Origin of the sequence: Moorella glycerini, from assembly GCF_009735625.1 — a bacterium.
Taxonomy (GTDB): Bacteria; Bacillota; DSM-521; order Neomoorellales; family Neomoorellaceae; genus Neomoorella; species Neomoorella glycerini.
This window is the reverse complement of sequence record NZ_CP046244.1, coordinates 58,866-71,630: the sequence shown is the minus strand read 5'-3', so window position 1 is coordinate 71,630 and position 12,765 is coordinate 58,866. Positions and strand designations below refer to the sequence as shown.

The following is a 12,765-nucleotide window of genomic DNA, read 5'->3' as shown; positions in this document are numbered from 1 at the left end:
AAATAGGTGATAGTATAAGTTAAAACACTGCCATGAAAAGGATCGATTTCGCTCTGGTGCCGGACAAGGAGCCCGAGGAGGAGTCTGATCCAGACACCTTTAGGAACCACGAACTGTAAAGCAGGCCTCAACAAGGTAAAGTACCCGCCTTGGAAGGCTGAGCACGTGGAGGAGATTCTTAGACCATGGAGGTGTCTCTTGGCAGTAGTTAAATAAAAAATAAAAAAGAAAGAGGGGAAAGCAAGAAACCACGAAATGGAAGTAGTGTATGAACGCTGCTGTGGGCTAGATGTCCACAAGAAAAAGGTAGTGGCGTGTCTGATCACGCCAGGAGAAAAACAACTAAAACAAGAAATAAGAACCTTTGGCACCATGACCGAAGACTTAGAAGGGTTACGGGGATGGCTTTTAGAAAACGGAGTTACTGCCGTAGCCATGGAAAGCACCGGAGTATATTGGAAACCGATATACAACATTTTAGAAGGCCAAATACCAGAATTAATATTGATCAACCCCGAACACTTTAAAGCCTTAAAGGGGAAGAAAACCGACTGCAAAGACGCGGTGTGGCTAGCCGAACTTTTAAGGCATGGCCTGCTAGCAGGAAGCTTTATCCCGCCGAAAGAAATAAGGGAATTAAGGGAGTTAACCAGGTATAGGGCGGCTTTGGTAGCAGAACACAGCCGCGAGGTGCAAAGGGTCCAAAAGCAGCTAGAAAACAGCAATATCAAATTAAGTTCAGTAGCCACAGATATCATGGGCGTATCAGGGCGAGAGATACTAAAAGCGATGCTTAACGGGAACGAAGATCCAAAAGAACTAGCGCAAATGGCCAGGGGGAAATTACGCAAGAAGATACCAGAACTAGAAAAAGCCCTGGAGGGGAAAATAGAAGAACATACCCGGCTATTGTTGAAACAACAACTAGAGCACCTGGAGTTTTTAGAGCAACAAATCGAAGAACTAAATGCCGAAATCGAAAAAAGGATGGAGCCTTTTTTCGAAGAAGCGGGGAGACTAGCTGAAGTAAACGGCATAAAAAAAGAAGCAGCCCAGGATATAATTGCCGAAATAGGCGTCGACATGACCCCCTTTCCTGATGCTGACCATTTAGCCTCATGGGCAGGGGTCTGTCCCGGTAACAACGAAAGTGCCGGTAAACGAAAGAGTGGGAAAACCCGTAAAGGAAATCAACACTTAAGAGCAATATTAGTCCAATGTTCCTGGGCCGCAATACGAACAAAAGACAGCTATCTCTCCGCGAAATATCGTCGATTAGCGCCACGACTAGGCAAGAAAAAAGCCCTGCTAGCCATCGCCCATAGTCTGATAAAAATTATCTACCATCTCCTAAAAGATAAAGCCCATTACCAGGATCCAGGACCAAACTACTATACCAAAGAAGAACGAGAACGCCGAATAAGGCGGTTAGTAAAGCAAATAGAAGCCCAAGGTTACACAGTAACTCTAGAAGAAAAGCCTTCTGTTGCCTAGTTTTAAAAAAAGCCAAAGGAAAGATAAATGCTAGGTGCAAGCATGCAATGGTAAAAAGACACATTTTAGTATAGCTATACCGCCAGAGTAAAGTTTATACAGCAATAACGCACACTAATTATTTCCACTAAAGTGAAATATGGGCTGAACTGTAAGCCTTAGTGATTTCGGAGGAGCGTGGATATTAGTGATCGAGTCTATGGCCGGGCTGCACCGCAGCCATGGCTGCGGGGAGCTCAGGGCAGGAGATACAGGTAAAGAAGTAACCCTCATGGGCTGGGTGCACCGCCGCCGCGACCACGGCGGCCTCATCTTTATCGACTTGCGCGACCGTTCCGGCCTGGTACAGGTTGTCTGCGACCCGGAGGCAGGACCGGCCTTTAAGAAAGCCGAAGAGGTACGCAATGAATATGTGGTGGCGGTGACCGGCAGGGTGCGGCCGCGGCCGGAAGGCACAGCCAATCCCAAACTGGCTACCGGCACCATTGAAGTCGAGGCGCGGGAACTGCGCATCCTTAACCGGGCCAAAACGCCGCCCTTTTACATTGAGGATAACATTGAGGTCGACGAAGCCTTACGCCTGCGTTACCGCTACCTGGACCTGCGCCGCCCGGAAATGCAGGGCATAATGTACCTGCGTTACCGGACGACCAGGGCCATCCGCGCTTTCCTGGACAGCCGGGGCTTCTGGGAAATTGAAACACCCATGCTGACCCGCAGCACCCCGGAAGGGGCGCGGGATTTCCTGGTGCCCAGCCGGCTGCGGCCGGGGGAATTTTTTGCTCTGCCCCAGTCACCCCAGCTCTTTAAACAGATTCTCATGGTGGCCGGTATAGAGCGTTATTTCCAGATCGTCCGCTGTTTCCGGGACGAAGACTTAAGGGCCGACCGCCAGCCGGAGTTTACCCAGCTGGATATGGAGATGTCCTTTATCCAGCGGGAAGATATTTTAAACCTGGTGGAAGAATTAATGGCCCATGTTTTCCGGGAAACCCTGGGGATTGAACTTACCCTTCCCCTGCCGCGGCTGACCTATCAAGAGGCCCTGGCCCGCTTTGGGTCCGATAAACCTGATGTCCGCTTCGGCCTGGAGATTATCGATGTATCCGACCTGGTTAGAGGGTGCGGCTTTAAAGTTTTTGCCGACGCGGCCGCCCGGGGCGGGGTGGTACGGGGCCTGTGCGTTCCCGGTGGCGCCAGTTTCTCCCGCCGGGAACTGGATGAATTGACGCGAGCTGCGGCCGTCTTTGGTGCCAAAGGGCTGGCCTGGATGGCCATTACGGCCGAGGGTATCCGTTCTCCCATTGCCAAGTTCTTTACCAGCGAGGAACTCCAGGAACTGGTGGCCAGAATGGGAGGCCGGGAAGGGGACCTCCTCCTGTTTGTTGCCGATAGCGAGACGGTGGCGGCTACCGCCCTGGGCTCCTTACGCCTGGAACTAGGCCGGCGGTTGCACCTCTATGAGCCGGAGCAACTGGCCTTTACCTGGGTAACGGATTTCCCCTTACTGGAATACAGCCCGGAAGAAAAGCGTTATGTGGCCGTGCACCACCCCTTTACCATGCCCAGGGAAGAGGACTGGCCCCTGCTGGATACCGCACCTTTAAAAGTGCGCGCCCTGGCTTACGACCTGGTTTTAAACGGCGTCGAGCTGGGCGGGGGCAGCATCCGCATTCACCGCCGCGATATCCAGGAAAAAATGTTTAGCCTTTTAGGCTTTTCCCCGGAGGAGGCCCGGGAGAAATTTGGCTTCCTGCTGGAGGCCTTTGAATACGGCACCCCGCCCCACGGCGGCATTGCCTTTGGCCTGGACCGGATGATTATGCTCATGGCCCGGCGGGATACCATCCGCGACTGCATCGCTTTCCCCAAGACCCAGAGCGGGACCTGCCTGATGACGGCGGCTCCATCAACAGTCGTACCGGAGCAGCTCCTGGAGCTGCACCTGAAGACTACCGCCCGTCCGGCGGGTAAACTAAGCAGTGCTGGCAAAGCATAGTACTTGCAAATCCTTTAAGTTTGTGTTAACATCATCCTTGCAACAGGAGGAGTAAAGAATTTTACCCTGCGATGTTCGTGTTGCACCGTGGAGTTTTGAGCCAACACCTATACAAAGGGAGCCCAACCTCTGGGCGTGGCTTGCAGGCCCCCTTGGAGGGGAAGCAAAAAGCGTCCAGGGAGGCACCCACCTGCGGAGAGCGGGTTCATTAAACACACGGTGAGCACGGCATTTGTGGGGTTTTATTTTTTGGTGGGCAAGGTGGAGAGTAGCTGGTCCCGCACGGAAATGCTCATTGGTCCTGCAGGGCGGGCCCGCCTGGCGGCAGCCAGGGTAGCGGTAATTGGTACCGGCGGAGTCGGCTCCTTTGCTGTGGAGGCCCTGGCCCGCGCGGGTATAGGCTACCTGGAACTGGTGGACGCGGATGTAGTTCGACCCAGCAACATCAACCGCCAGGTACCGGCTCTACATTCAACCCTGGGCCAGCCCAAGGTAGAAGTCCTGGCCCGGCGCTGCCGGGAGATCAACCCGGAGGCAGTCATAGTTACCCGGCAGGAAGCCTACAGCCCGGGAAAAGGCCCGCAATTTGTCCGGCGCGACCTGGATTACCTGGTGGATGCCATTGACAGTGTGGGAGCGAAGATAGACCTCCTGGCTACGGCACTGCAGGCAGGGGTACCTGTGGTCAGCAGTATGGGAGCCGGCAATCGCCTGGATCCCACCCGTTTACGGGTGGCCGACATCAGCGCTACCCGGGGGTGCCCCCTGGCCCGGGCCGTCCGGCGGGGTCTAAAAGCCCGGGGCATCACTACGGGCCTGACAGTGGTCTACTCAGAAGAACCGCCCCTGGCGACCCGGCCCAACCCGAACCTGGCGCCAGGCGAGAGACAGCCCCCCGGCAGTATGGTTTTTGTCCCGGCCGTGGCCGGCCTGCTCCTGGCCAGTCTGGTGGTAAGGAACATCCTGAACCGGGCCGATTTTTAGTTGCCGTTATTATAATAATGCGGTATACTGGATGAGGGTATCCCCGGGGAAGGAGGTTTAGGGAAGTGAGCAGGAGGCCTGGCGAGGAGAGTTCCTATGCACCCCAGCGGGATGATTTACTGCTCCGCTTGCGGAAGATCGAGGGTCAGGTCAAGGGTATCCACCGCATGATTGAAGAGGACAAGTATTGTGTCGATATTCTCATTCAAATTGCCGCCGCGCGGGCAGCCTTGAAAAAGGTCGGCACCATGATTTTTGAAGCCCATGTCCGTGGCTGTGTCCGGACGGCCATAGTCAATCAGGAAGATGGAGAAATAATTGATGAGCTTATTGATGTTTTAAACCGCTTCACCAGCTAAAGGGAAAAAAGCGAAGGGAGAGGATAGGTTTGGCAGCGCACAATATCGTTACCCTCACGGATGCCAATTTTAAAGAAGAAGTGCTCTCCGCGAAGCTCCCGGTCCTGGTTGACTTCTGGGCCGCCTGGTGTGGCCCCTGCCGGATGATTGCTCCCCTTGTGGAGCAACTGGCCGGGGAATACGAAGGTAAAATCAAGGTGGCCAAGCTCAACGTGGACGAGTATCCCTCGATAGCGTCTGATTACGGCATTATGAGTATTCCCACCCTTTTACTGTTTAAAAACGGCGCAGTTGTCTCCCGGCTGGTAGGGTACCAGACGAAAGACAAACTGGTCCAGGTGCTGGAGAAGAATTTATAAACTAGCCCATTATTTCCGCCGCCCGGTGCGCTGTTGCCAGGCGGTTTTCATTTGCCCTTCCCGGCCGTAGTCGCTGGGGTGGTAAAAAACTTTCCCCTGGAGGTTGTCCGGCAGGTATTGCTGTTCCACCCAGCCGCCGGGGTAGTCGTGGGGGTATTTATAGCCCTTCCCGTGGCCGAAGGCGGCCGCGCCCCGGTAGTTGGCATCCCGCAGGTGGATTGGTACCGGGCCGGCGGTTTCTTTTTCCACTGCCGCCAGGGCGGCGTCGATGGCCTTGATGACCGAGTTGCTCTTGGGGGCCAGGGCAATATAGAGGGTAGCTTCGGCCAGGATAATGCGGCCCTCCGGCAGGCCCACCCGTTCCACAGCCTGGGCGGCGGCGCTGGCCACCATCAGGGCCTGGGGATCAGCCAGGCCCACATCTTCGGCGGCATGGATTAAGAGGCGCCGGGCCAGGAAGGCCGGATCTTCCCCGGCGTAGATCATCCGGGCCAGCCAGTAGAGGGCGGCGTCGGGATCGGAACCGCGCATGCTTTTAATCCAGGCCGAAACACAGTCGTAATGCTGGTCGCCGTCCCGGTCGTAAAGGACGGCCCGCTGCTGGATGGCCTCTTCGGCGACTTGCAGGGTGAGGATACGCCGGCCCTTTTCGTCCGGTGGGGTGGTGAGGACGGCAAACTCCAGGGCGTTTAAAGCTACCCGGGCATCACCGTTGGCCACCCGGGCCAGGTGCTCCAGGGCCTCCGGCTGGACTTCGACGCTAAATTTACCCAGGCCCCGCTCGGGATCCGCCAGGGCCCGGCGGAGGAGGGCCAGGATGGCTTCACTGGTAAGGGCCTCCAGGCGGAAGATCCTGGAACGGGAACGGATGGCGGCATTGACAGTGAACATGGGGTTTTCCACCGTGGCACCGATGAGGGTGAGTAACCCTTCCTCAACGCAGGGGAGGAGGGCGTCCTGGATGTTCCTGGCCCAGCGGTGAATCTCGTCCACAAAGATGACCGTCTTTTGCTGGTAGTATTTTTCCCGCTCCCGGGCGGCGGCAATTACCCGGCGAATATCGTTAACGCCGTCCAAAACGGCATTTAAAGACTCAAAGTGGGCCCTGGTCATGCGGGCGATAATCCGGGCCAGGGTCGTTTTGCCGCTCCCCGGCGGCCCCCAGAGGATAATGGAGGTCAGGCTGTCATTCTCAATAGCCCGGCGCAGCAGGGTACCGGGCCCGACGATCTTTTCCTGGCCGACAAATTCATCTAGAGTACGCGGCCGCATCCTTACCGCCAGGGGCGCCCGTGCCTCCCGGCTTTCCTCGCTGGCTTGTTCGAATAAGTCCATCAATGACACCTCAAGAGGGGACAGGCTTTTTATCTCCATTTTAGCATTTTGCAACTGGATGTAAAATAGCAGTTATTTCTTAATTGACATATGACCGCAAAAGGGTATAATTATTACGAGGTGAAAAACATTGGCTACAGAAGCTTGCGAAACCTGCAACCCGGCAACCTGCAACTCTACCACCTGCGAGGCCAAAAAGCCGGGCCGCATCCCGCCCCATGAGCTGAGCAACATCAAGCACGTTATCGGCATCATGAGCGGCAAGGGCGGCGTCGGCAAGTCTTCGGTAACGGCTTTGCTGGCGGTGGCCCTGCAACAGGCCGGTTACCAGGCGGGCATCCTGGATGCCGACATTACCGGTCCCAGCATTCCCAGGATGTTCGGCGTCCGCCGGCCGCCGGAGGGCACCGGTCACGGCATGATCCCGCCCCAAAGTCCCGGAGGTACCCGGATCATGTCCCTTAACCTTTTGCTGCCCCATGAAGATGACCCGGTCATCTGGCGCGGTCCCCTGATCGGCGGGGCCGTCAAGCAATTCTGGACCGATGTGATCTGGGGCGACCTGGATTACCTGCTGGTAGACCTGCCGCCGGGGACCGGGGACGCCCCCCTGACGGTGCTCCAGTCTTTACCCCTGGACGGCCTGGTCATTGTCAGTTCACCCCAGGAACTGGCCCAGATGGTGGTCCGCAAAGCTGTAAAGATGGCGGCCATGATGAACGTTAAGATCCTGGGCCTGGTTGAAAATATGAGCTATGCTCTCTGCCCGGACTGCGGCAAGGAAATTTATCTCTTTGGTCCCAGCCGCGCCGGAGCAGCGGCAGCAGAAGCCGGTATCCCCCTGCTGGGCACCCTGCCCCTGGATCCGGACCTGACGGCCCTGTGCGACCACGGCCAGGTAGAAGATTACTGCGGGCCCTTGCTGGAACGGGCCAGGGAGTTTGTCAGGAAGATAGCCGGGTAGGATTGACTTTCCTGCCACGGTAAATGGTTTTAAAGCCAGGGCCGTCCTTTACAAGGTCCCTGAAGAACATCTAATGGCTTTTCTGGCCCTGGGAAGAATCCCGGGGCCAGTTTGACTTTTATTTAACGTATAACCCTTACCACCTCTTCCAGGGAACGGCGCGGCCGCGGTGCCGGCGTCTGGTCGGGATAACCCACCGGTATGATGGCTACCGGCCGCAGGTTGGGTGGTAAAGAAAGAACGCGGCTTACCTCAGCTTCACTGAAAGCCCCTACCCAGCAGGTCCCCAGGCCGTAGCCGGTGGCGGCCAGCAGGAGGTTAGTGACGGCAGCAGCCGTGTCTTGCAGGCAATAAAGATTGCGGCCCCGTTCACAGTAAGCGGTGGCAGCCCTTTCCGGGTCGGCGCATACCACAATGACGACCGGCGCCCGGGTAACGAATTTCTGGCCCAGGGCTGCCCGGGCCAGGGCTTCTTTTAGATCGTCCTTATAGATGCAATAGAAAAACCACGGCTCCACGTTACCGGCCGAAGGCGCGGCGCAGGCTGCTTCCAGCAGGCGGCCGATGGTAGCTTCGGGAATGGGGTCGGGCTTGAAACGGCGGATGCTCCGCCGTTCTTTAATGGCAGCAATTACGTCTTTAGTCAAGGTTCAGCCCTCCTATTGCTAAATTTCCAGCAGAAATAAAACTAGCATACCTTGCCAGGTATTGCAAGCCCTGGCCATTTGCGGCGCGAGTTTGCTATTCCCCCCATGAAGGCCTGGCATGGTAAAATGCTATAATGTATAATTTTGCTTAAATGATTTACATTCTTGGAGGGCGTTGATTTTGTTTTTCCAAAGCCCTGAGGATGCCGGTCAAAAGTTGTATCGCGCCGGGTATCTGGCCGGTAATACCATTAAGACGGCGGCTTACCTGGCCGAAGTTTTAGGTAAACCCCTCCTGGTAGAGGGGCCGGCAGGGGTTGGCAAGACAGAGCTGGCTAAAGCCCTTGCCCGGGCTACTGCTACCGAATTAATTCGCCTCCAGTGTTACGAAGGACTGGACGAAAGCCGGGCCCTATATGAATGGAATTACCACAAGCAACTCCTTTACCTGCAGGCGCAAGGCAGGAGTTCCTGGCAGGAGGTCAAAAAAGATCTTTTTAGCGAGGAGTTTTTATTACCGCGCCCCCTGCTGCAGGCCATGTTGAGCTGCCAGCCTGTTACCCTGCTCATTGATGAAGTTGATAAAAGCGACGAGGAATTTGAGAGCTTTCTCCTTGAAGCCCTCTCCGATTACCAGGTTTCTATACCCGAATATGGCACCATTCAGGCCAGGAGCAGGCCTATAGTCGTTATTACCAGCAACCGCAGCCGCGAATTGAGCGATGCCTTGAGACGCCGTTGCCTTTATCTTTATCTGGACTACCCCAGCCGTGAGGAAGAGCTAGCCATCTTGAAGTTGAAAATGCCGTCCATACCAGCTCCGTTAGCATCCCAGGCAGTGGGTTTCGTCCAGAGCCTGCGTAGCCGGGGCTTAAAAAAGCCGCCCAGCATAGCGGAAACCCTGGAATGGGCTAAAGTTTTGCAGGAACTGCAAGTAACTGATATAGATGAGAAGGTAATTAGGGCCACGTTACCGGTATTGATCAAAAACCATGAAGACCTGACCCTGGTACAGGCTAAAAGGGGCTGGTGGAGCAGGGTTGAGAAATAAAGGGCTGGATTGTTGCAGCCGGGATATCCCGGGGTTATTGCTGGACATTGCCTCCTTACTGCGGGCAGCCGGAGTAAGCGTTTCCCTGGACGAAGTACTGGATGCCTGGCGGGGATTGAATGTTACCCCTCCTGCCTGCTGGCTGGACGTTTTACGGGTTACCCTGGTAAAAAAATACGAAAACTTAATGCCCCTGGCCAGGCTTCTGGAACTCCAGGGGGGCGGTGCTGGCGGGGAAGATAAAAAGCTGGATGGCAGCAGGGGTACTGTAAGCGGGCAGGGCCTGAAACACGCCAGCAGGCAGCTGCCGGTGGAGGATGTCCTGGCAGCCCTCCTGGAGGGGTCAGACAAGGCCCTGGATTTCCTGACCGAGTTCTCCCTGGCCCAGCAGGGTGAATTGCGGGAGGAGTTTTTGGACCACCTGGACGGAAAAGTAAAAGAAGCCAGGTTGGCGTTAAACTGGAAGGCGGTCCAGCACAGGCTAAATTTATTAGAACAGGCAGGCAAAACAGAGGCCTCTGTTGCCCGGCAAAGGTTGGAGCTGGTAGAAAAGTTAATCCGCCAAAAGTTAGAGATAAAATTATTTCGGAAGTTTGGCCCGCAGGCGTTAGTACCTATCCTGCGGGCCTATAACCTGGTCGAAAAGAACTGGTCCGATCTGGCTGCAAGAGATATTGCCGTCCTGCGGCCTTATTTGAAGCGCCTGGGGCAATATTTAGGAGGCAAGTACTCCTGGCGCTACCGGGCAGCGCCAAAAGGAAAGATAGACTTGCGCCGGACGGTTATGGAAGCCTGCCGGCGGGGAGGTGTGCCCTGGCGGTTGCGTTACCGCAGGAAGCGCGAAGCAAAGCCGGAACTGGTAGTCCTGTGCGATGTTTCGGGGTCGGTTGCTCCTTTTAGCCTTTTTATGCTGGAAATGGTATACGCCATGCAGCATACTTTTCGCCAGGTGCGCACTTTCGCCTTTGTTGATGAAATTGCTGAAATTACCCTGGAAGTCGCCGCCCTCCCGGCTGCTGAGGCAATGGAGCGGGTAGCGCGTTTTAGCCGTTGCTCGGCAAGCGGTTTTTCTAATTATGGGCGCGTTTTCCAGCTCTTCCTGGAGCGTTATGGAGATATGGTAAGCTCCTGGACAAGTCTATTAATTTTGGGCGATGCGCGTAATAACTGGCGACGGCCGGAAGTGGAAACTTTTGCCCGGATAGCCAGGAAAGCAAGAAAAGTTATCTGGCTGAATCCCCAACCCAGGACCCTGTGGAATACCCAGGATAGCTTAATAGGCCTTTACGCTCCTTTTTGCCATGTCGTTAAAGAGTGCTCTAACTTAAAACAATTAATCGAAATTACCAGGGAAGGAATCTAAAATCAGTATATTTTCTTTCCGTACGGGATAATTTAAAAAGCAGAGTAAAAAAGTCAACTTTAGCATTGACAATACCCGAGTTAGTTGCTAAGATATTATTGCCGAGGAAACCAGTAGGGATTGGAGGTGGTGGGGTGAAACTCTCAACGCGGGGTGAATATGGCCTGCGGGCCATGTTTGACCTGGCCCAGCATTACGGCGAAGGCCCCATCCCCATTAAAAGTGTGGCCGAAAGGCAGGATATTTCCGAGCATTACCTGGAACAGCTCATTGCCGTTTTGCGCAAGGCCGGCCTGGTAAAAAGCGTCCGTGGCGCCCAGGGAGGATATATCCTCAGCCGCGACCCGGAAGAAATTACCGTGGGAGATATTATCCGCGTCCTGGAAGGTCCTATTGCCCCGGTAGATTGCCTGAATGCCGGCGAAGGCGAGGGCTGCGAGCGGGCGGAAACCTGTGTCACCAGGGGCATCTGGGAAAAGGTGCGGGACAGCATCAGCGACGTCCTGGACAGCTTTACCCTGGCTGACATGGTAGCCCAAGCCAGTAAAATACAGCAAAACGACAAATACTACATGTATTATATTTGAGGAAAGAAAAGGGTGGAATTAATGCGCAGGGTTTACCTTGATCACAGTGCCACCACACCAGTCCGGCCCGAAGTACTGGACGCCATGCTGCCTTTTCTCAAGGATGAGGCCTTTGGCAATCCCTCCACCATTTACAGTTACGGCCGGGAGGCGAAAAAGGCCCTGGACGAGGCCCGGGCAAAGGTAGCCAGCCTCATCGGGGCCCGGCCGGAGGAGATCTTCTTTACCAGCGGTGGTACTGAGGCTGATAACCTGGCCCTCATCGGCACGGCGGCGGCCAACGAGAAAAAGGGCCGCCATATTATAACCTCCAGTATTGAGCACCATGCCGTCCTGCATACGGCTCAGTATTTGATGCGCCATGGCTTTAAAGTAACCTTCCTGCCGGTAACCCCGGAAGGCCTGGTACGGGTAGAGGATGTCGAAGAGGCCATTACCGATGAAACCATCCTCATCAGCGTCATGCACGTCAACAATGAAGTGGGTACCATCCAGCCCATTAAAGAGATAGGACACCTGGCCCGGGAGCGGGGGATTATCTTCCATACCGATGCCGTCCAGAGCGTGGGCAAAATCCCCGTTAATGTCGATGAATTGAATGTTGACCTGCTCTCGGCTTCCAGCCATAAGATTTACGGGCCCAAGGGCGTTGGTTGTCTTTATATCCGTAAAGGGACCAGGATTAACCCTATCCTCCACGGTGGGGCCCAGGAGCGCAAGCGCCGGCCGGGCACGGAAAACATGCCGGGTATTATCGGCTTTGGCCGGGCCGCGGAACTGGCCGGCCAGGAATTGCCTGCTGAGATGGAACGCTTGCAGGCCCTGCGGGACAAGCTGATTGACGGTATTATGAGCCGGATTGAGGATGTGCAGTTAAACGGCGACAGGGAAAAACGAGTGGCCACCAATGCCAACTTCAGCTTCCGCTATGTGGAAGGCGAATCCCTGCTTTTGAGCCTGGACATGAAGGGCATCTGCGCTTCCAGCGGTTCGGCCTGTACTTCCGGTTCCCTGGACCCGTCCCATGTCCTCCTGGCCATGGGGATTCCCCACGAAGTGGCCCACGGCTCGGTACGCATGACCCTGGGCCGTGACAATACGGAAGCAGATATTGACTACGTCCTGGAAGTTATGCCGGAGATAGTGGCCCGGCTGCGTTCCATGTCGCCCCTGTACAACAGGTAAAAAAAGGAGAAACAAGGGAGTGAGCAGGGTGTATTCGGAAAAGGTTATGGACCATTTTACCAATCCCCGTAATGTGGGCGAGATTGAAAATGCCAGCGGTGTCGGAGAAGTAGGTAACCCCGTTTGCGGCGATATCATGCGCCTGTATATCCAGGTAGAAGACGGCATTATCAAGGATGTCAAGTTTAAAACCTTTGGCTGTGGTGCCGCCATTGCCACCAGCAGCATGGTGACGGAAATGGTCAAAGGAAAAACAATAGAAGAAGCACTGCAAATAACCAATAAGGCGGTAGCCGAGGCCCTGGATGGCCTGCCGGCCCAGAAGATGCACTGTTCCAACCTGGCTGCCGACGCCCTGCATAAAGCCATCGAAGATTTCCAGAATAAGAGTAAGAAAGCATCCTGAGATTCTCCTCACGATGATGAGCTAATGTGGCC

General features: G+C 55.2%; 13 protein-coding genes and 1 other RNA gene. 12 read left to right on the top strand and 2 right to left on the bottom strand.

Features of this window, described 5'->3' with window-relative positions:
* The first annotated feature begins 255 nt into the window (after positions 1–255).
* The 6 genes from MGLY_RS00380 (at position 256) to trxA (ending at position 5,195) form a co-directional block, all read left to right on the top strand.
* Positions 256–1,494: an IS110 family RNA-guided transposase gene (locus MGLY_RS00380; RefSeq protein WP_156271235.1), complete on the top strand. Its 1,239-nt coding sequence runs from the start codon at positions 256–258 to the stop codon at positions 1,492–1,494.
* Positions 1,495–1,693: 199 nt separating this feature from the next.
* Positions 1,694–3,493: an aspartate--tRNA ligase gene (aspS, locus tag MGLY_RS00375; protein WP_170291170.1), complete on the top strand. Its 1,800-nt coding sequence runs from the start codon at positions 1,694–1,696 to the stop codon at positions 3,491–3,493.
* Between the two features lie 60 nt (positions 3,494–3,553).
* Positions 3,554–3,738, top strand: a non-coding RNA gene (gene ssrS / locus MGLY_RS00370) — 6S RNA.
* Between the two features lie 16 nt (positions 3,739–3,754).
* Positions 3,755–4,477 carry a tRNA threonylcarbamoyladenosine dehydratase gene (locus MGLY_RS00365; protein ID WP_156271233.1) on the top strand — a complete coding sequence of 241 codons (723 nt, stop codon included), beginning with the start codon at positions 3,755–3,757 and terminating at the stop codon, positions 4,475–4,477.
* A gap of 65 nt (positions 4,478–4,542) precedes the next feature.
* The gene (locus tag MGLY_RS00360; RefSeq protein WP_054936450.1) at positions 4,543–4,836 is read left to right on the top strand and encodes a metal-sensitive transcriptional regulator; all 294 of its coding nucleotides are present in this window, start codon (positions 4,543–4,545) and stop codon (positions 4,834–4,836) included.
* Positions 4,837–4,865: 29 nt separating this feature from the next.
* Positions 4,866–5,195, top strand: a complete 330-nt coding sequence (trxA, locus tag MGLY_RS00355; RefSeq protein ID WP_156271232.1) for a thioredoxin — start codon at positions 4,866–4,868, stop codon at positions 5,193–5,195.
* A gap of 9 nt (positions 5,196–5,204) precedes the next feature.
* Here trxA and MGLY_RS00350 read toward each other — a convergent pair whose 3' ends face one another.
* A complete protein-coding gene (locus MGLY_RS00350) occupies positions 5,205–6,530 on the bottom strand; it encodes an AAA family ATPase (RefSeq protein WP_156271231.1) in 1,326 nt (441 codons plus the stop codon).
* Positions 6,531–6,660: 130 nt separating this feature from the next.
* Between MGLY_RS00350 and MGLY_RS00345 the strand changes: the two genes are divergently transcribed.
* Positions 6,661–7,494 carry an Mrp/NBP35 family ATP-binding protein gene (locus tag MGLY_RS00345; RefSeq protein WP_156271230.1) on the top strand — a complete coding sequence of 278 codons (834 nt, stop codon included), beginning with the start codon at positions 6,661–6,663 and terminating at the stop codon, positions 7,492–7,494.
* A gap of 122 nt (positions 7,495–7,616) precedes the next feature.
* Here MGLY_RS00345 and MGLY_RS00340 read toward each other — a convergent pair whose 3' ends face one another.
* Positions 7,617–8,141: a nitroreductase family protein gene (locus MGLY_RS00340; RefSeq protein WP_156271229.1), complete on the bottom strand. Its 525-nt coding sequence runs from the start codon at positions 8,139–8,141 to the stop codon at positions 7,617–7,619.
* A gap of 181 nt (positions 8,142–8,322) precedes the next feature.
* Here MGLY_RS00340 and MGLY_RS00335 point away from each other — a divergent pair, with 181 nt between their 5' ends.
* The 5 genes from MGLY_RS00335 (at position 8,323) to nifU (ending at position 12,733) form a co-directional block, all read left to right on the top strand.
* Positions 8,323–9,192, top strand: a complete 870-nt coding sequence (locus tag MGLY_RS00335) for an AAA family ATPase (RefSeq protein ID WP_156271228.1) — start codon at positions 8,323–8,325, stop codon at positions 9,190–9,192.
* The gene (locus MGLY_RS00330; RefSeq protein WP_170290852.1) at positions 9,182–10,555 is read left to right on the top strand and encodes a VWA domain-containing protein; all 1,374 of its coding nucleotides are present in this window, start codon (positions 9,182–9,184) and stop codon (positions 10,553–10,555) included. Before MGLY_RS00335 ends, MGLY_RS00330 begins: the two co-directional genes overlap by 11 nt.
* Positions 10,556–10,689: 134 nt before the next feature.
* Positions 10,690–11,142 (top strand): RrF2 family transcriptional regulator, encoded by a 453-nt coding sequence (locus tag MGLY_RS00325; RefSeq protein WP_156271227.1) that lies wholly within the window; start codon positions 10,690–10,692, stop codon positions 11,140–11,142.
* Positions 11,143–11,163: 21 nt separating this feature from the next.
* A complete protein-coding gene (gene nifS, locus MGLY_RS00320) occupies positions 11,164–12,327 on the top strand; it encodes a cysteine desulfurase NifS (protein WP_156271226.1) in 1,164 nt (387 codons plus the stop codon).
* 28 nt (positions 12,328–12,355) lie between these two features.
* A complete protein-coding gene (gene nifU / locus MGLY_RS00315) occupies positions 12,356–12,733 on the top strand; it encodes a Fe-S cluster assembly scaffold protein NifU (RefSeq protein ID WP_156276054.1) in 378 nt (125 codons plus the stop codon).
* Positions 12,734–12,765: the final 32 nt, after the last annotated feature.

Bases quoted from the DNA above. Each gene is read 5' to 3' on its own strand.
- nifS (WP_156271226.1), top strand. From the start codon at position 11,164: ATGCGCAGGGTTTACCTTGATCACAGTGCCACCACACCAGTCCGGCCC.
- MGLY_RS00350 (WP_156271231.1), bottom strand. From the start codon at position 6,530: ATGGACTTATTCGAACAAGCCAGCGAGGAAAGCCGGGAGGCACGGGCG.
- aspS (WP_170291170.1), top strand. From the start codon at position 1,694: ATGGCCGGGCTGCACCGCAGCCATGGCTGCGGGGAGCTCAGGGCAGGA.
- MGLY_RS00380 (WP_156271235.1), top strand. From the start codon at position 256: ATGGAAGTAGTGTATGAACGCTGCTGTGGGCTAGATGTCCACAAGAAA.